A 17,278-nucleotide genomic window follows, 5' to 3' on the forward strand; every position below is an offset into this window, starting at 1 on the left:
TGCTTGCCCGGTAAACGGGGTGTTCGCGCGCGACTATAGCGTGGACTTCGCCGCGCGGTAGTGGCCAAGTGCTGCGTAACTGCTACACCATGCGACTTATGGACATCATTCTCGCTCGCCACGCCGAAACCGTCTTCAACGCCGCGGCGCGCATGCAAGGCCATATGGCCCACACGCCCCTGACCCGCGCCGGCATCGCCCAGGCCGAAGCTATGGGCGCTGCCCTTGCCGCCACCCTTGGGTCCGCTCCAGACCGTGATCTCTGGGTGTCACCCTCAGGCCGCACCCAGCAGACCGCCGCCATCGTCGGCGAGCATCTCGGCCACCCGTTCTTCGACTGGCGGCAGGACGACCGCCTGCTCGAAATCGACGTCGGCGACTGGGAAGGTCGATACTACGCCGACATCGTCGCCGAGGTCGGCCCCATCGTCGATGCCGACCGCCGCTTGTTCTCGGTCTGCGCCCCGAACGGCGAATGGTTTCCCGCCATTGCCGAGCGCCTTACGGACTGGCTCGCCCAACTCGACCCCGCCCGCCCCGTCCTCGCCATCAGCCACGGCATCACCGCCCGCGTCCTGCGCGGCCTCCTCATCGGCGGCACCGACTGGCACGGCGTAAAAGTCGCCGGCGACGCCCCGCAAGGCACCGTTTTCCACATCAGGAACGGCGTCGAATCGGTCCTCCACACCGGCGCCGGCGTACAAGGCGTAAAGGCTGCGTAGGGCGGGCAAGCCGCAGAACGCATCGCTTGGACTCGCGCCCCACCGTACCTATGTCACGCCGATAGCATCAACCGAGGCCGCACCATGTCAGTTCCCGCCGCATCCGATCCCGTCGTCATCGCCGGTTTCGCCCGCACCCCGATGGGCGGTTTCCAAGGCGCGCTCTCTACCGTCTCGGCCACCGCGCTCGGCGCCGCCGCCGTGAAGGCCGCCGTCGAACGCTCGGGCGTTTCTCCGGCCAAGGTCGAGCAGATCTTCATGGGCTGCGTCCTCCCGGCCGGCCTTGGTCAGGCGCCCGCCCGCCAGGCCGCGCTCGGTGCCGGGCTACCGCTTTCGGTCGAGGCCACCACCGTCAACAAGATGTGCGGATCGGGCATGCAGGCGACCATCATGGCGCACGACGCGCTGCTGGCGGGCAGCGCCGAAGTCATCGTCGCCGGCGGCATGGAGAGCATGTCGAACGCGCCGTATCTGCTCACCAAGCACCGCGCCGGCGCGCGCATCGGCCATGATGCCGTCAAGGATTCGATGTACCTCGACGGCCTCGAGGACGCTTATGACTCCGGCCGCCTGATGGGCTCGTTTGCCGAGGATTCGGCGCGCGATTACCAGTTCACCCGCGTCGCCCAGGATGATTACGCCCTCGAAAGCCTGCGCCGCGCCAGTGCCGCCATCGCGTCGGGCGCCTTCGACGACGAAGTCACCCCGGTTACGGTGTCGGGTCGCGGCGGCGACACCATCGTGACCGCCGACGAACAGCCCGGCAAGGCCCGCCCCGACAAGATTCCCGGCCTCAAGCCGGCATTTTGCAAGGATGGCACTATTACCGCCGCCAACGCCTCGTCGATTTCGGACGGTGCCGCTGCCCTTGTGCTGACCCGTGCCAGCGTCGCCGCCCGCGACGGGCTCACGGTCCGCGCGCGTATCGTGGCCCACGCCGCCCACGCCCATGAACCCGGCAAGTTCACCACCGCCCCTGTCCCCGCCATCGAAAAACTCCTCGCCAAGGCTGGCTGGAGCATCGCCGATGTCGACCTGTTCGAAGTCAACGAAGCCTTTGCCGCTGTCGCCATGATCGCCATGCACGACCTCGGCATTCCCCACGAAAAGCTAAACATCCACGGCGGCGCTACCGCGCTCGGCCACCCCATCGGCGCCTCGGGCGCCCGCATCATCGCCACGCTGGTTGCCGCCCTGGAACGCACCGGCGGCAAGCGCGGCATCGCCGCCCTGTGCATCGGCGGCGGCGAAGCAACGGCAATAGCGGTCGAGCGCCACTAACTCTCCCCTCTCCTTCGAGGAGAGACACGCCACTTGGTGCGACGCGGCTCCGCATGCAGGCGTGACATTTTGCTGTGCGCACCGCCGCGCAGAGTTGGCGAAGTTCTATCACTGCATGATCACTTGAGGTGCCTCGGTCGTAGCGCACCGGACGGCTCCCCACGCCCATAGGCGGGCATTTGAACGCGGCCCTCGCGACTTGAGACCCGCGGGCCAGTCAGTCTTGTCGCGCCGTGGCATAGGGTCCTTGCCGACAGACGATTACCGTCCCGACGCCGAGATACCAGATTGCCTGTGCCGACACGATCAATGCGAGATTGTGAGCATTGAGCCGCTCGGCGCCCAGAACCAGAATGCCGAATTGTGTCATTGCAGAGATCAATCCAAGAGTACCGGCAATACGCGCGCCGTCCTTTCGCAGGACAAGATCTCCGGCCCAAAGCGCAGTTGCACCGGCGAGCGCCAAAAGGCCAAGCCGGGTCATGAATTCGATCTGAAGCCCGCTAAATCGCAAAAGCGCCTGTGTTTGTACTGCACAGTCTCCGCCGATGGTGATGCACCGCGTGGCCAGTGCCGAGGCGACGAAGCCGTCGAGTAAAACTGCCAGGCAGATCAAGACCAATGCAAGCGCCGACGCGACCGCCCCGAGGAGGACATGGGGGCGGGCGAGATCCAGTCGCATGGCAAAACCCAGCATGAGCGAGGTCATCACCATCATCGCCGCTGCGAGCGTGCCGTGGACCAGGCGATTGGCGGAAGCCTGGTGCGCAATGCTGTCCACAAGGGCAACGGCGTCCGCTTGCCCGGCGACAGGATGGTGCATGACCATCGCCAGCATCACGGCGACCAACGCGGCGATGCCTGATGCGACGATGACATCCGTGCGCCGTGCTGGTCCTGCGGAATTGGCCTCGACGGTCATTTTCATCTCCTCATTCAAGGCAACCCTGCTAAGCGCTCAAGCCCGACAGATACTGGACGATCGCGCCGATCCGTCCCGAAGCGGGCGAAGGAGCAAATTTGCCCGGCATCAAGGTTTTGCGAGGACGTTTGTCTCAAGCTGCAGGTGCCGACCCGCGAGTCCGACGAAGCCGCGCGGCGTTGACGACCGCATTCACGGAACTGGCATTCGAGCGCGGATATCAGGACATCGGCGTCAGGGATGTCGCCGACCGAGCAGCTGTCGGACGCTCGACGCTCTATTCCCATTTTTCCGACATGAACGACCTGCTCGCGCACAGCCTCGACACGCATTTAGGCACGCTCGCACGATGTACGGTCAGGCTGGAAATGGAGCCCGACCTGGTGCGTGTGATCGCCCATTTCTGGCAGCAGCGCAGTAGCGCCCGGACAATGTTGCAGGGCCAGGCCGGCGCCGCCATTGCTTGTCTTCTTGTCCGACATCTCGAAACAGCGCTGCTTGGGCTTTATCGCACTCATCGGTCACGACCCAGCCTTCCTGCATCGCTGCTTGCAGAGCAACTGGCCGCCGGGCAGATTGCAGTGCTCGCCACCTGGCTGGCCGGTCGAGCTGCGGCATCCCCGGAGAAGGTGGCACAGTTGCTGCACAGGACGAGTTATGCCGCAGCGATGGCATCGCTCCAATCGGTCGAAAGCGCCCGCTTATCGAAAACTGGCCGGTAAGACGCCGATCGGCTGTCCACAAAAAAACGACGCTCCCCTCAGGAAATGGACAACCCCGAAGTCAAGGCTGCAACGCGCTCGGCACTTCGCCCTTCAGCCCCGCCGCAACCTTCTCCGCCGCCTCCATCACGCGCAGGATATTGCCCCCCGCCAGCCGGGCGCAATCCGCCTCGCTCCATCCCCGCCGCAGCAGCTCGGCGATCAGTGCCGGATACGTCTCCACCCCGCCCAGCCCGGTCGGCGTATTGTCGATGCCATCGAGATCGCCGCCCAGCCCGACATGGCGGTGCCCCGCGATCTTGGCGATATGATCGACATGATCGGCGACCTCCGCCAGCGTCACCTCGGGCATCGGATGGGCTTTTTCCCACTCGGCATAGGCCGCCGCGGCGCGCTCCGGCTGGCCGATATACAGCCCCGAATACGGCGGCGCGCTGAAACTCGCCCGCACCCCGGCGCGCGCCGCCTCCCATTCCATGCGCCTGCGCGACACATAGCCCGGCGCATAATTGACCATCACGATCCCGCCATTCGCCGCCACCAGCTTGAGCACCTCATCGGATACGTTGCGCGGATGGTCGGTGATCGCCCGCGCCGACGAATGCGAGAAAATCACTGGCGCCTTGCTCGCCGCCATCGCCGCCTTCATCGTGCCTTCCGACACATGGCTGAGATCGACGAGCATTCCGAGCCGGTTGAGCTCCCCCACCACCGCAACTCCGAACGGCGTCAGCACCACCGGCCGCGGATTCTCGTTGGCGCTGTCGGCCCAGTCGTTGTGCCGGACATGCGTCAGCGTCAGGTAACGCGCCCCCAGTGCGTAAAACTGCCGCAGCGCCGGCAAGCTGTTGTCGATCTGGCTGCCTCCCTCGACGCCGATCAGGCTCGCCACCTTGCCGGTTTTCTGGATGCGCCGCACATCCGCCGCCGTCCCCGCCAGCTCGAAATGCTGTGGATAGCGCGCCACGATGCCCCGCACGATGTCGATCTGCTCGAGCGTCGCCTTCACCGCCGCTGGCCCGGTCACCGTGGCCGGGACCCACACCGACCAGAATTGCCCGCCGACCCTGCCGGCATGCAGCCGCGGAATATCGGTGTGCAGCGGATGCTTGAACTTGCTGCTGTCGGCCATCAGGTCGACCGACCACCAGTCCTCGCCGAAATCGCCGCGCAACTGCTCGGGCCAGTCATTGTGCCCATCGATGATCGGCTGCTTGCTCAGCACCGCCTTTGCTCGCGCCAAGTTCGGATCGTCCGCCGCTATTGCCGGCTGGCAAAGGAACAAGGCGGCGGTCAGCATCGATATTTTGCGCATGCGAAACTTGTCGCACCGTATCGCCCTCTCTTGCAAGACAGGTGCGCTCGCATCACCATTCGCGGTAACGCAGCGGCCAGACATTCCCCGGAGAAGACGATGCTCGATACCAGCGAACGCGGCGCCTATAACGAGGACCATGAGGCCTTTCGCGGCACCGTCCGCAAATTGTTCGACAAGGAACTCTATCCCAACCTCGACCGCTTCGAGGACGAGGGCATCGTCTCCAAGGATTTCTGGCGCGCCTGCGGCGAAAACGGGCTGCTCTGCCCCACCGTCCCGGAGGAATACGGCGGCCTGGGCCTCGATTTCGGCTATAACGCTGTCGTCGGCGAGGAACTCTCCTACGCCGGCTCGTCGGCGGGTCTCACCCTGCAATCCGACATCGTCGCCGAATATATCGTCGCCTATGGATCGGAGGAGCAGAAAGCCAAATACCTGCCGCTGATGATCTCGGGCGAGCTCATCACCGCCATCGCCATGACCGAACCCGGCGCCGGCTCGGACTTGCAGGGCGTCCGCACGACGGCCCGCCGCGACGGCAACCACTATGTCATCTCGGGCTCGAAAACCTACATCACCAATGGCCAGAACGCCGGCCTGATCATCGTCGTCGCCAAGACCGACCCCGACAAGGGCGCCAAGGGCACCTCGCTGATCCTCGTCGAGCAGGATCGCGACGGCTTCGAACGCGGCCGCAAGCTCGACAAGATCGGCCAGAACTCGGCCGACACGTCGGAGCTGTTCTTCAACGAGGTCCGCGTGCCGATCACCAACTGCCTCGGCGCCGAGAACCAGGGCTTCATCTACCTGATGAGCCAGTTGCCGCAGGAACGCCTCAGCATCGCCATCAGCGCCCAGGCCGGGGCCCAGCGCGCCTTCGACGAAGCCGTCAAATTCACGAAGGATCGCAAGGCCTTCGGCAAGACGGTGTTCGACTTCCAGAACACCCGCTTCACGCTGGCGTCCTTGAAGACCCAGCTCCAGGTCGGCTGGGCCCACATCGACTGGGGCCTCAAGCGCCACCTCGCCGGCAAGCTGACGGCAGCCGAAGCATCCGCCGCCAAGCTCTGGCACACCGAAATGCAGGGCGAAGTCGTCGACGCGGCGCTGCAACTCCACGGCGGCGCAGGTTACATGAACGAATATCCCATCGCTCGCCTGTGGCGCGACGCCCGCGTCCAGCGCATCTACGGCGGCACTTCCGAAATCATGCGCGAAGTCATCGCCCGCACGATCTAGAGGCCCATTCGTCATGCTGGACTTGGTTCAGCATGACGAAGTGATTACAGGGACGCGGGCCGCGGTTGCTCAGGCCTCAACGCGGCGGCGTCGGCCCCGCAGGCGGGACCGCAGCCGGCGGCACGCCGGTCGGCAAGCCCGGAACCCCGGTCGGCACCCCCGCCGGCAACACCGCCGGAATCGGCGAAGACGGTGCCGGCGCCGGCACCTTGTCGGTCGCCATCGAGGCTCGCACGATCTTCGACGGTGTCGCCGGCGGCTCGCCGCGCGCGATCGCGTCGACATATTCCATGCCGCTCACCACCCGTCCCCACACCGTATAGGTGCGGTCGAGCTTCAACACCGGCTGCAGCACGATGAAAAACTGGCTGTTGGCACTGTCGACGCTCTGCGCCCGGGCCATCGAAACCGCGCCGCGGACATGCGGCAGGTCGTTGAACTCCGATGCGAGATCCGGCAATTTCGACCCGCCCTGCCCGGTGCCGGTCGGATCGCCGCCCTGCGCCATGAAGCCCTCGATCACCCGGTGAAAAACCGTCCCGTCGTAAAACCCCTGCTTCACCAGCGTCTTGACCCGCTCGACGTGCCGCGGCGCCGCGTCGGGCCGCATGACGATCTTTACCCGTCCACCAGTCGACAGGTCGAGGTACATGACGTCCTCTTCCTTCACTTCGGCAGGCGTGCCGGGCAGGGTCGGCGCCGGACCCATCTTGGGCAGCACCGGCGGCGCCTTCAGATCGTCCTTCGACGGCGGCGGCGCGCCTTGCGCCAGTGCCCCGCCCGAAACCCCGAGCGCCAAAACAGCGCCCAGCAACAAACGCTTCAACATCATGATCCTCGCTGGCCGGTCTCGTCGACCCGCGCCACCACGTCGGCCGCCACCCGCGGCGTCACGAACTTGCGGATATCGCCGCCATAGACGGCGATCTCCTTGACCAGCTTCGACGCGATCGGCTGCAACGCCACGTCGGCCATCAGGAACACCGTCTCGATGCGGCTGTTGAGCTGCTGGTTCATCCCCGCCATCTGGTATTCATACTCGAAATCGGCGACGGCGCGCAGCCCGCGAATGATGACCGAAGCGCCTTGGATCTCGGCGAATTTCATCAGCAGCGCATCGAACTCGACGACCTCGATGCCCTTGATGCCCTCGACTTCGCGCAGCACCTGCGCCTTGCGTTCGGCCAGCGTGAACATCGGCGATTTCGACGGGTTGGTCGACACGCCGATGACCAGCTTGTCGACCAGCTTGGCGCCGCGCCGGATGATATCCATGTGCCCCAGCGTCAACGGATCGAAGGTGCCGGGATAAACGCCGATGCGCATGTCGATTGTTCCTTATCGGTCGCGTTCGATGGCGAAGCGCGCGATGGCACGCAGCAAGTCGCCCTCCTCGCCAAAACCATGCAAATGCGCAATGGCCTGGTCGATCAACATCGTCGCCTGGGTCCGCGCGCGCTCAACGCCGAGCAGCGAAACAAACGTCGCCTTGCCCGCCGCCGCGTCCTTGCCGACCGCCTTGCCGGCCGCATCGGCCGATCCTTCGACATCGAGCAGATCATCGGCAATCTGGAATGCCAGCCCGAGATCGCGGGCGTAACCGCGGAGCGGCGTGCGCTGCGCGTCGGGCACCCGTGCCATGATTGCCCCGGCCTCGAGGCAAAAGCCGATCAGCGCGCCGGTCTTCAACTGCTGCAACCGCGTCACGCCCGACAGGTCGTACGACGCATCATCGGCCACCAGGTCCATCATCTGGCCGCCCGCCATTCCCGATGGTCCCGACGCGATCGCCAGCTCGGTCACCAGCTCAGCGCGCGCGAACGGATCCTCGTGCGTCGCCGGGTCGGCCAAGATCTCGAACGCCAGCGCATGGAGCGAATCGCCCGCCAGCACCGCCGTCGCCTCGTCGAAGGCCTTGTGAACCGTCGGCTTGCCGCGGCGCATATCGTCGTCGTCCATGCACGGCATGTCGTCGTGGATCAGCGAATAGACATGGATGCACTCGATCGCCAGCGCCACCCGCAGCGCTCGCTCGCGCGGCACATGGAACAGGTCGCACGCCGCCACCACCAGCAAAGGCCGCATCCGCTTGCCGCCGCCGATCGCTGCATGCCGCATCGCCTCGAACAGGCGCGCCCGGCTGTCCGCCGGCACCGGCAGCAACCGGTCGAAGCGCTGGTCCATCGCCTTGCCGATGGCATCGAGCGCCGGCTTCAAACTGATCGACGCGTGCACCATGTCGGACTTGGTGCTCATTGGCCTGTCGCGGGACCGGCATCAGGCCGGTCGAACGGCCGCGTGCCGATCGCCTGGCCGGCATCATTCTGCTGGATCGCCTCGATTCGCGCTGTCGCATCGGCCAGCTTGGCTTCGCAATGCGCCTTCAGGGTCTGGCCGTCGGTATACAGCCCGATCGAATCCTCGAGGCTCGCCTCACCGCTTTCCAACCGGTGGACGATGGTCTCGAGCCGCTTCAGCGCATCCTCGAAACTCAATTGCGAAAGCTCTGTTACATCCATGGAGCGTTGTTTGAACGGGCGCGCCGACACGGTCAAGCAGTCAACCGGCGCGACGCCGCGATGGCGCGCCAAATCCTGCTTGCCTTCGGGCGCAGGGCGTTCGATTATCCCGCCAAAGAGCAATAATTCGGTCGCATCGCTGCAACCTTTGCCAACACCTGGGGAGCTTCTCGATGCCAACCGCCGCTACTGCCGCCGTGCTGCGCGCCCGCGGCGCACCCTATGCTCTCGAACCCGTCGTGCTCGCCGCCATCGGCCCCGGCCAGGTCCGCGTCCGCATCCACGCCTGCGGCATCTGCTTCACCGATGTCGGCGTCCAGACCTATGAACAGGGCCTGCCGCTGCCGCAGGTCCTCGGCCACGAAGGCGCCGGCATCGTCGAAGCCGTCGGCCCCGGCGTCACCAGCGTCGCCGCCGGCGATCATGTCGTGCTCAGCTATGCCTCCTGCGGCGCCTGCCCGAGCTGCAGCAACGCCGCCCCGCAATATTGCGCCAACTTCATGCTGCTCAACTATGCCGGCCGCCTGCCCGACGGCCGCGCCCCGATGGTCGCGGCGGGGCAGGGCGAAGGCGGCGAGATCTTCGGCGGTTTCTTCGGCCAATCGTCGTTCGCCACCCATGCCATCGCCTATGAACGCAACACCGTGAAGGTCGCCGCCAGCCTCGATTTCGCGACGCTGGCACCGTTCGGCTGCGGCATGCAGACCGGTGCCGGTACCGTCTACAACAGCCTGAAACCGCGCGCCGGCCAGTCGCTCGTCGTCATGGGCACCGGCAGCGTCGGCCTTGCCGCGCTGATGGCGGCCGCCGATCTCGAATGCACGCCGCTGATCGCCGTCGATCGCAACCCCGACCGTTTGGCGCTGGCCACCTCGCTCGGCGCCACCCACACCATATTGGCCGACGGCGCCGACCTCGCCGCCGCCATCCGCGCCATCATCCCCACCGGCGTGGACTATATCGTCGACACCACGGGCGTCGGCCCGGTCATCCGCGCCGGCACCGGGGCGCTCGCCTCGCGCGGCCAGCTGGCAATGCTCGCTGTCACCCCGCCGGGCACCGAGATCAGCATCAACCCCAACATCCTGCTCGGCGGGCGTGCGCTCCGCGGTGCCGTCGAGGGCGATGCCGACCCCCAGGTCTTCATCCCGTGGCTCATCGCCCGCCACCGCGCCGGGCGTTTTCCGCACGACCGGCTGATCACCACCTACCCGTTCGCCGAGATCAACGCTGCCGTGGCGGACATGAAGTCCGGCAAGGTCGTCAAGCCAGTGCTGCTGATGGACTAAGGCTGCGGCCGTCACCCCGGCGAAGGCCGGGGCCCATCTCCTGAACTAACAGGACAGGGCCCCTCCGCTCATTTCCCCGTGAAAACAGCCTTCCGCTTCTGCAAGAACGCCGTAACCCCCTCGCCGAAATCAGCCGACCGCCCGGCCTGCATCTGGTTCCGCCGCTCGACCATCAGCGCCTCGGTCAACGTCATGTCGAGGCTATCCCGCAGCCCATGCCGGATCAGCGCCAGCGACTTCGTCGGCCCGCTTGCCAGCTTGACCGCAATCGCCCGCGCTTCGTCCATCAGGTCCGCATCGTCGACGACCTTGTAGATCATCCCCCAGTCGAGCGCCGTTTCCGCCGGGATCTTCTCGCCCAGCATCATCATCGCCTGCGCCCGCGCCTTGCCCGCCAGCCGCGGCAGCAGCCACGTCGACCCGACATCCGGCACCAGCCCGATATTGACGAACGCCTGCAGGAAATAGGCGCTGCGCCCGGCCACCACAATGTCGCCGGCCAGCGCATAGGAGCACCCCGCTCCCGCCGCCGCGCCATTGATCGCCGTCACGAACGGCACCGGCAACGCGAACAACCGTTCGAGCAACGGATTGAAATGCGTCTCGAGCACCTTGCCCGCATCGGGCGGACCCGCCGGCAGCTTGCTCTCGCCGCCGCCACCACCGCCCGCGCCGCCGCCGGCCAGGTCGGCCCCCGAGCAGAACGCCCGCCCGGTCCCCGTCATCAGCAGCACCCGCGCCGTGCCCTCGTCGCGGACACGGTCGACGGCGTGGATCATCTCGGCGATCACCCCAATATGGAGCGCGTTCATCCGCTCCGGCCGGTTGATCGTCAGTACGGCAACGCCATCGGCTTCGTCGAAGATGATATGTTCATAAGCCATGGCAGCGGTTCCCGGATCGCAAGGTTGACGTCAACGTCATAACGCCCATGCTATCCGGGGGAACGGCCAAAACCGACAGGCTTACTTCGCCGCCGGCCCCGGAACCGGGAATTTGGCAAACCCCGCCGTCACCAGCGCATCGATGCTGGCGGCCGGGTTGTCGTACATCTTTTGCGTCACGGTGGTGACGACCACGCCTTCCCAGACCAGCTGCTTCTTCGCTGCATCGGCGATGTCGATATTCAGCGTGCCCTCCTTGTACTGCGTCACCGTCGTCTGGTCCCGGTACAGCGGCCAGGGCGCATACAGGCCGGCGCGATAGCCATAATAACCGCGCCCGCCATAACCCATGCCGATCGGCGCCATCGGTACCGGCGCCGACGACACCCGCATCTTGTCGGCGAGCACGGCATTGAAGTTCACGATCAACTGCGGATTGGCCGCCGCATAGGTCAGCCCGCGCGCTTCGAGCTCGCGCCGTGCGGCGGCCTTCAGGGTCTGCGAGACGATGCTCTGGTAGCCGCCCTGGTCGGTGCCCAGCGGACTGGCAAAACCGAACGTCTTGTATTGGCTGAAATCGGTACTCGGCTGCGACAGCGCCCGCACCTGCGGCCCGGTGGCGCAACCGCCTGCCGTCACCAACGCCAAAGTCGCCGCCACCAGCATTGCCCGCATCGCCGATCTCCCCAAATCATGCCGTAGTCGACTTCTAGCGCAGATCCCCGACCACTTCCACCAGCGCCGCCAGGCAATCGCGACCCAGCGCCTTGCTCCGCTCCGGCGACCAGCCCGCCACGGCATCGGGCAGATCGTCATTATCTTTGAACGGCATCTCGAGTGTCATCGCCAGGCACCCGAACCGCTCCGCCAGCGCATTCGTGCTCATCGTCAGATTGGCCCGCCCCGCCGGCGCCGGCGGATAGCCCACCTTCGTCTGGAAATCGGCCGACAACCGCTCCAACCGCGCCTTGTAATCGGTCAGCAACGCCATCTGCCGCTCGGTGATCGACGGGATTCCCTCGAATCCGGCAATGAACACCTGCGGGATCGCCTCGTCACCGTGGACATCCATCGCGAAATCGACGCCCGTTTCCTGCATCGCCGTCAACACGCACAGCACTTCGGGCGACTTCTCCGCCGTCGGCCCGGCCCATTCGCGGTTGAGGTTCACCCCCGCCGCATTGGTCCGCAAATGCCCGCGCCGCGACCCATCGGGGTTCATGTTCGGCACGACATGGAACGTCGCCTTCGCGCGCAGCACCCGGGCCACAGGATCCGCCGCATCGACCAGCCGCTCAAGCGCCCCCTCCATCCACCATTCGGCCATGCTCTCGCCGGGATGCTGGCGGGCATAAAGCCAGACCTGCAAGGGCCCCTCGCCGATCCGCAACCGGTCGATCGACTGGCCATCGAGGCTCCGCCCCAACACATCGGCGCGCACGCCCGGCTCGCTCGCAATCCGCGCCACCAGGTCATGGTGCCGCTCCATCGAATAAGGCGCAAAATACGCCAGCCACACCGAATCACCCGCCGGCGTCAGCGTGATCGTCAGCGTGCCCTCGCCCGCCGCCGCATCATAGCTCGCATCCGCCCGCGTCCACCGGACCCGGTCGCTCGACAACGCCGCACGATAGTTCGGCCAACCACCCGGATAGGCACTTCCCGCCAGCCCGGTGATCCGGATCGTACACGGCACGCCCTTCGCCCCGCTCAGGCGAAAGTGAAACCACTGGTAAAAGTCGGAATGCGCGTCCTTGGCGATCGACAGCTCGATATCGTCCGGCCCCGCACAGCGGCGAACGACGATATTCCCCGAGTCGAACGCCGCGTCGACTTCGATCATTTCGGGCTCTTGACCTGGACGGTCTGCCCCGACGCGCCCGGGAAATTCGCCATCAGCGCCTTGGCCAGCCCCGGCACCGCCGTCGCCAGGTTGGAGGCCGGCACGTCCGCCGGCGCCGCATTGGTGGCGCGGCCCTCCCAGATCATCGTCTCGTCCGACCGCCGCTTGATCTGCAACGACACTTCATTGACCCGCACATCGCCGGTCCGCGAGCCGCCCACCGGCAGGCTGACGCCGCCGCCGACGCCGCCGCTATAACCGCCGGTCCCGCCGCCGATGCCGATTCGGAATGGCGATGGCTTGGGCAGCCCCGGCCGCACCTCCTGCGTCACCTTGAGCACCCCGATATAGGCGCTGCGCGGATCGTTGATGACCGGCCGGAAGCCCGCCGCTGCCAGCTCGTTGCCCACCGCCGCCGCATAGGCCTGCTGCTCCAGCCCGAACGCCGCCGTTCCCGCCGGCGGCACCAGCATGATGCTGTCCTTGGGAATCGGCGTTCCCAGGTGGAACCGGGTTACTTCGGTCGGGGCAGGCCCGGTGGTGCAGGCGGCGATCGCCAGCCCTGCCGCCAAAACCGCGAACCGATTAAAATTGCAGCGCATCCCGCATCCTTTCGTGGCATCTGCCACCGAAACCATTAACGCCCAAAGCCTGCCTCCGGTGGCACGACCCGATGTCCTTCGCAAGTCGCAAGCGGCCCGTCCTCGCTCCAACCTCGGAATCGTATTTCCATTGACTTCCCCCGCTGCTTTCCCTAGCCAGCCCGCTCTTGTCCCAGCCCAATATTACCAGAGATTTCCCATGAAGGTCCGCAACAGCCTCAAGTCGCTGAAGAATCGCCACCGCGATTGCCAGGTCGTGCGCCGCCACGGCCGCACCTACGTCATCAACAAGACCAACCGCCGCTTCAAAGCCCGCCAGGGCTGAAAGCCGGCTCCCAGGAGCCAAAAGGGGTGCGCCGACGATGAGCGCCCCCGTAAGTGCAGTCGTCTTCGATGTCGGTAACGTCCTATACGGCTGGGACATCCGAAATCTCTATGCAAAGCTGATCAGCGACCCCCGGCGGCTCGACTGGTTCCTGACGCACGTCGTTACCCCCGAATGGCATTTCCAGCACGATCGCGGCCGGCCCCACGCCGAAACCACCGCCGAGCTGACGGCCCAATACCCCGCTGAAGCCGATCTCATCGCCGCCTATGTGCCGCGCTGGCTCGAAACCATCAGTGGCCCGATGCCCGGCATGCTCGACCTCGTCGCCGAACTCGCCGACGCCGGCGTGCCGCTGTTCGGCATCACCAACTTCTCCGCCGAATTCTGGGCCATGTTCCGCCCCACCGCGCCGATCTTCGATCACTTCGAGGACATCGTCGTCTCCGGAACCGAACAACTCTTCAAACCCGAAGCCGCCATCTACCAGCTCGCGCTCAAGCGCTTCAACCTCGCCCCCGGCGCTGGGCTGTTCATCGACGACCGCCCCGAAAACATCCGCGCTGGCGCCGCAAACGGCTTCCCCGGCCACCACTTCACAGGCGCCGCCCGCCTCCGCCAACGCCTCGCCGCAGAAGGCCTGCTCCCCTAACTCCCTCCCCCTTGCGGGGAGGGCGACTGGGCGCCTGCGCCGAGCGGGGTGGGGGTCCAATCCAGCCAGCAAAAACCGAAGCTCGCAACATGCCTCGCTCGAACCCTCAAACCTTACACTTCCCAGCCCCAGCCCCCTTTACAAACCTTCCCGCCGCCGCCCCCGTCGGCTCCCCATCCCGCAAAACCTGCACACCATTCACAAACACCTGTGCCACCCCCGTCGCATATTGCGCCGGCTTATCGAACGTCGCATGATCCGCAATCGTCGCCGGATCGAACACCACAACATCCGCAAAATACCCCGGCTTCAGCGTCCCCCGATCCACAATCCCCAAATTCGACACCGGCAACGACGTCAACCGCCGGATCGCCTCTGGCAACGTCGTCGCCTTCTCCTCGCGCACATATTTCCCCAGCAACCGCGCCACATTCCCATAAGCCCGCGGATGATCCCGCGACAAAAGGAACACCCCCTCGGCCGAAGGCGCCCCCGCATCCGAGCCGAAGCTCATCCACGGCAGCCCGATCTGGCGCTTCACATTCGCCTCATCCATCAGGAAATACGCCGTCCCAACCCGCGTCCCGTCCTCGATGACGAGGTCGATCGCGGTATCCTCGGGCGACGTCCCCCGCATCCGCGACACCTCGCCGAGGGTCTTGCCCGCCAGCGGCTTCAGTTTGGGATTCTTGAAGCCTAACAGCAGCACATTCTCGGGCGATCCGGCGCGCTTGGCCAGATTCTCCCACGGCACATCGTCCGACAACATCTCGGCCTTGACCTTCGCGCGCAGCACCGGGTCCTTCAGCCGCTCAATCCACGCCTCGAGCCCGCCATCCTGCACCCACAACGGCATCGCGGCATCCAGCCCCGTCGCCCCCGCGGTATAATTATACATGTCGGCGGTAATCCGCACGCCGCCCGCTCGCGCCGCCTCGATCTTGCCGATGATCGTGTCGAGCTTGCCCCAGTTCTGCTTGCCCGACATCTTCAAATGATAAATCTCAGCCGGCCCGCCCGACTTGCGCGCGATCTCGATCAACTCGTCGACCGCCGCCTCGATCCGGTCGCCCTCCGACCGCATATGGCTGATGTACATGCCGCCACATTTGGCGCTCTCGGTCGCCAGCGCGATCAGTTCGGGCGTCTCGGCATACGCCGCCGGCGCATAGATCATCGAGCTGCCCAGCCCGACCGCGCCCTCGTTCATCGCCTGCCGAACGAGCTTTTTCATCCGCTCGAGCTGCGCCGGGGTCGGGTCGATATCCTTTTCGCCGAGCTCATGCACCCGCACCGTCGTCGCCCCGACGAAACTCGCGACATTGGGCGCAATGCCTTTCTTCTCGAGCATGTTGATATACTCGCCCAAGGTGGTCCAGCTGATCGGAAACTTGATATCGTCCTGCCGCAGCGCCGCCAGCCGCTTCATCTCGGGGTTGAGCGGCCCCATCGAATTGCCCTCGCCCATCACCTCGAGCGTCACCCCCTGCCGAATATCGCTCTGCGCCCGCCCATCGGCGATCAAACTCTCGGTCGCCCATGACAACATGTTGACGAACCCCGGCGCGATCGCCTGGCCCTTCACATCGATGATCCGCCCCTCACGCGGCGGCGCCCCCGAGCCCATCGCACTGATCCGGTCGCCCGAAATCGCCACCCAGCCCGGATACGGCGCCCCGCCCGACCCGTCATAAATCACGCCATTCGCCAGCACAGTCGGCGGCAACGCCGGCGTCAGCGCCAAAGCCGGCGCCGCAGCCCCAAGCAGCAGACTCATTAAAATGCGCATAACCCGCTCCCCTGTTCGGAAGCAGGCTAGCGCGTCTCAAAATGACTGTCATCCCGGGCTCGACCCTAGACCCAGTTCCTTCTGACGCAGAGCCTTCGGCGGTTAGGGCCTCTGCCCCAAACCCCTTCAATCAGCACCGCGAACAATTCGCTCTTTCCGAACCAAGCAACGCCTGGAAAATCGCGATCATGCCGTTGCTGACCCGAACTCTGCAACGACTACTTTCGCCGAATTGCATATATTCGCAAATTCGCCGACTGTCGCACAGATGCCGTTCTACTGCTTTCTGATCCATGGTCGTGATCCCCGATGTCCAGAAGACGTTCGGGGTTTTTTCGCGACGCGCCACGCCTATGCCGCGACGAAAGAGAAAGCCGCTGAAAAGGTAATGTCGCGGCTCACGCGAGAATTCACCATCGGCGTCTCCGCTTCGGTTTGGAATAGCGAAGCCCCCATAATGTCGGTCGAAGATGGGTGCCGGATCGGCATCGATCAAGTCCGTTCTTCGCCAAACAAGGGTAGCATCTTTTACGAGCCATAAACGGCAGCTTCCACTCCCGTTAAGCCACTCCGACGCCGATCGTTTGGAATGACCGAAGCGCCCACTTTTCGTTGTCCCCGGAGACGATCGGCCAGCCTGATACCTGCTATTGCGAACCGCCCGCCCATCGAGCACATTGCTGGCATGGAAGTCTGCATCATCTTCGACATGGCCTTTCACGCGCAAGCGGCAGGCGCAGTTTGGATTGTGAAAAGCGCCAAGAATCGTAGGTGGTTTGATAAGCAGTCCGATCTTGATGCTGGGAGTGCTGTATTCACCCCGGAAGGTGGAGAGGCGCTTGGGGCAATACTGCGGTCGATCTGGAACGTCCAAGAGCACTACCCGGACTGGTCGCAGATTATAGTCACTGGCGTAGCCACTACCAAAGAGCTGACCGACGAACTGCTCGTCGAGGGGAGTGTGATGGTGACGGAGCGCGGATTCACGCTCGTTCGCACTTAGGAGGCTTTCTTATGGCGCTAACCCAAAAAGCTGACTGTCGACTTTCCGTTTTCGGACGTCGCCCTAGGGCTGGGACCCATAAACAGGATTCACATCTGGTCTGAGGTGTGATTCAAGCTTCCGAGGCATCGGGAGCGCGGCATGGCAGGCGAGTTTTGGTTGGACGAC

General features: G+C 65.1%; 20 protein-coding genes. 8 read left to right on the forward strand and 12 right to left on the reverse strand.

The genetic code is table 11. The features are described 5' to 3' along the window. Positions 1–98: 98 nt before the first annotated feature. Positions 99–722 carry a histidine phosphatase family protein gene (locus tag IEW98_RS12070; protein WP_188763209.1) on the forward strand — a complete coding sequence of 208 codons (624 nt, stop codon included), beginning with the start codon at positions 99–101 and terminating at the stop codon, positions 720–722. A gap of 84 nt (positions 723–806) precedes the next feature. After that, complete coding sequence (locus tag IEW98_RS12075) at positions 807–2,003, forward strand: acetyl-CoA C-acyltransferase (RefSeq protein WP_188763210.1); 1,197 nt, start codon at positions 807–809, stop codon at positions 2,001–2,003. 217 nt (positions 2,004–2,220) lie between these two features. Here the strand turns inward: IEW98_RS12075 and IEW98_RS12080 are convergent, their stop codons facing one another. Next, positions 2,221–2,925, reverse strand: coding sequence for a hypothetical protein (locus IEW98_RS12080; protein ID WP_188763211.1), 705 nt, complete (start codon positions 2,923–2,925; stop codon positions 2,221–2,223). A gap of 98 nt (positions 2,926–3,023) precedes the next feature. Here IEW98_RS12080 and IEW98_RS12085 point away from each other — a divergent pair, with 98 nt between their 5' ends. Then, positions 3,024–3,647 carry a TetR/AcrR family transcriptional regulator gene (locus IEW98_RS12085; protein WP_188763212.1) on the forward strand — a complete coding sequence of 208 codons (624 nt, stop codon included), beginning with the start codon at positions 3,024–3,026 and terminating at the stop codon, positions 3,645–3,647. Positions 3,648–3,708: 61 nt separating this feature from the next. Here the strand turns inward: IEW98_RS12085 and IEW98_RS12090 are convergent, their stop codons facing one another. After that, positions 3,709–4,962, reverse strand: a complete 1,254-nt coding sequence (locus tag IEW98_RS12090; RefSeq protein ID WP_188763213.1) for a dipeptidase — start codon at positions 4,960–4,962, stop codon at positions 3,709–3,711. A gap of 99 nt (positions 4,963–5,061) precedes the next feature. On the opposite strand from IEW98_RS12090, the gene IEW98_RS12095 reads away from it, so the two are divergent. Then, positions 5,062–6,204: an acyl-CoA dehydrogenase family protein gene (locus IEW98_RS12095; protein ID WP_188763214.1), complete on the forward strand. Its 1,143-nt coding sequence runs from the start codon at positions 5,062–5,064 to the stop codon at positions 6,202–6,204. 76 nt (positions 6,205–6,280) lie between these two features. On the opposite strand, the gene IEW98_RS12100 is transcribed toward IEW98_RS12095, so the two are convergent. From IEW98_RS12100 to IEW98_RS12115, 4 genes are read right to left on the reverse strand one after another with little or no spacing between them, the layout of a single operon-like run. Continuing rightward, positions 6,281–7,036 (reverse strand): peptidylprolyl isomerase, encoded by a 756-nt coding sequence (locus tag IEW98_RS12100; protein WP_371870774.1) that lies wholly within the window; start codon positions 7,034–7,036, stop codon positions 6,281–6,283. Continuing rightward, the gene (gene coaD / locus IEW98_RS12105; RefSeq protein ID WP_188763215.1) at positions 7,033–7,530 is read right to left on the reverse strand and encodes a pantetheine-phosphate adenylyltransferase; all 498 of its coding nucleotides are present in this window, start codon (positions 7,528–7,530) and stop codon (positions 7,033–7,035) included. Before coaD ends, IEW98_RS12100 begins: the two co-directional genes overlap by 4 nt. A 12-nt stretch (positions 7,531–7,542) precedes the next feature. Next, positions 7,543–8,442 (reverse strand): polyprenyl synthetase family protein, encoded by a 900-nt coding sequence (locus IEW98_RS12110; protein WP_188763235.1) that lies wholly within the window; start codon positions 8,440–8,442, stop codon positions 7,543–7,545. Positions 8,443–8,456: 14 nt separating this feature from the next. Next, positions 8,457–8,723 (reverse strand): exodeoxyribonuclease VII small subunit, encoded by a 267-nt coding sequence (locus IEW98_RS12115; protein ID WP_188763216.1) that lies wholly within the window; start codon positions 8,721–8,723, stop codon positions 8,457–8,459. 173 nt (positions 8,724–8,896) lie between these two features. Between IEW98_RS12115 and IEW98_RS12120 the strand changes: the two genes are divergently transcribed. After that, complete coding sequence (locus IEW98_RS12120; RefSeq protein ID WP_188763217.1) at positions 8,897–10,012, forward strand: NAD(P)-dependent alcohol dehydrogenase; 1,116 nt, start codon at positions 8,897–8,899, stop codon at positions 10,010–10,012. A 68-nt stretch (positions 10,013–10,080) separates the two neighbouring features. Here IEW98_RS12120 and IEW98_RS12125 read toward each other — a convergent pair whose 3' ends face one another. The 4 genes from IEW98_RS12125 to IEW98_RS12140 all read right to left on the reverse strand — a co-directional run bounded on the left by IEW98_RS12125 (position 10,081) and on the right by IEW98_RS12140 (position 13,341). After that, positions 10,081–10,896: an enoyl-CoA hydratase-related protein gene (locus IEW98_RS12125; protein WP_188763218.1), complete on the reverse strand. Its 816-nt coding sequence runs from the start codon at positions 10,894–10,896 to the stop codon at positions 10,081–10,083. 81 nt (positions 10,897–10,977) lie between these two features. After that, entirely contained in the window at positions 10,978–11,571 is a 594-nt protein-coding gene (locus IEW98_RS12130; RefSeq protein WP_188763219.1) for a DUF4136 domain-containing protein, read from the reverse strand. Positions 11,572–11,605: 34 nt separating this feature from the next. Beyond that, positions 11,606–12,739: a M14 family metallopeptidase gene (locus tag IEW98_RS12135; protein ID WP_188763220.1), complete on the reverse strand. Its 1,134-nt coding sequence runs from the start codon at positions 12,737–12,739 to the stop codon at positions 11,606–11,608. Further along, on the reverse strand, positions 12,736–13,341 hold the full coding sequence (locus IEW98_RS12140) for a DUF4136 domain-containing protein (RefSeq protein WP_188763221.1): 606 nt from the start codon (positions 13,339–13,341) through the stop codon (positions 12,736–12,738). Before IEW98_RS12140 ends, IEW98_RS12135 begins: the two co-directional genes overlap by 4 nt. 199 nt (positions 13,342–13,540) lie before the next feature. Between IEW98_RS12140 and ykgO the strand changes: the two genes are divergently transcribed. Together ykgO and IEW98_RS12150 are read left to right on the forward strand one after the other, a co-directional pair. Then, positions 13,541–13,666, forward strand: coding sequence for a type B 50S ribosomal protein L36 (ykgO, locus tag IEW98_RS12145; protein WP_152578011.1), 126 nt, complete (start codon positions 13,541–13,543; stop codon positions 13,664–13,666). A gap of 37 nt (positions 13,667–13,703) precedes the next feature. Further along, on the forward strand, positions 13,704–14,318 hold the full coding sequence (locus tag IEW98_RS12150; RefSeq protein WP_188763222.1) for an HAD family hydrolase: 615 nt from the start codon (positions 13,704–13,706) through the stop codon (positions 14,316–14,318). A gap of 106 nt (positions 14,319–14,424) precedes the next feature. Here IEW98_RS12150 and IEW98_RS12155 read toward each other — a convergent pair whose 3' ends face one another. Both IEW98_RS12155 and IEW98_RS12160 read right to left on the reverse strand, forming a co-directional pair. Then, complete coding sequence (locus tag IEW98_RS12155) at positions 14,425–16,095, reverse strand: N-acyl-D-amino-acid deacylase family protein (RefSeq protein ID WP_243450734.1); 1,671 nt, start codon at positions 16,093–16,095, stop codon at positions 14,425–14,427. Positions 16,096–16,237: 142 nt separating this feature from the next. Beyond that, positions 16,238–16,603, reverse strand: coding sequence for a hypothetical protein (locus tag IEW98_RS12160; protein ID WP_188763224.1), 366 nt, complete (start codon positions 16,601–16,603; stop codon positions 16,238–16,240). Positions 16,604–16,696: 93 nt separating this feature from the next. Here IEW98_RS12160 and IEW98_RS12165 point away from each other — a divergent pair, with 93 nt between their 5' ends. Beyond that, complete coding sequence (locus tag IEW98_RS12165) at positions 16,697–17,110, forward strand: hypothetical protein (RefSeq protein WP_243450735.1); 414 nt, start codon at positions 16,697–16,699, stop codon at positions 17,108–17,110. Positions 17,111–17,278: the final 168 nt, after the last annotated feature.

Origin of the sequence: Sandarakinorhabdus glacialis, from assembly GCF_014643455.1 — a bacterium.
Taxonomy (GTDB): Bacteria; Pseudomonadota; Alphaproteobacteria; order Sphingomonadales; family Sphingomonadaceae; genus Sandarakinorhabdus; species Sandarakinorhabdus glacialis.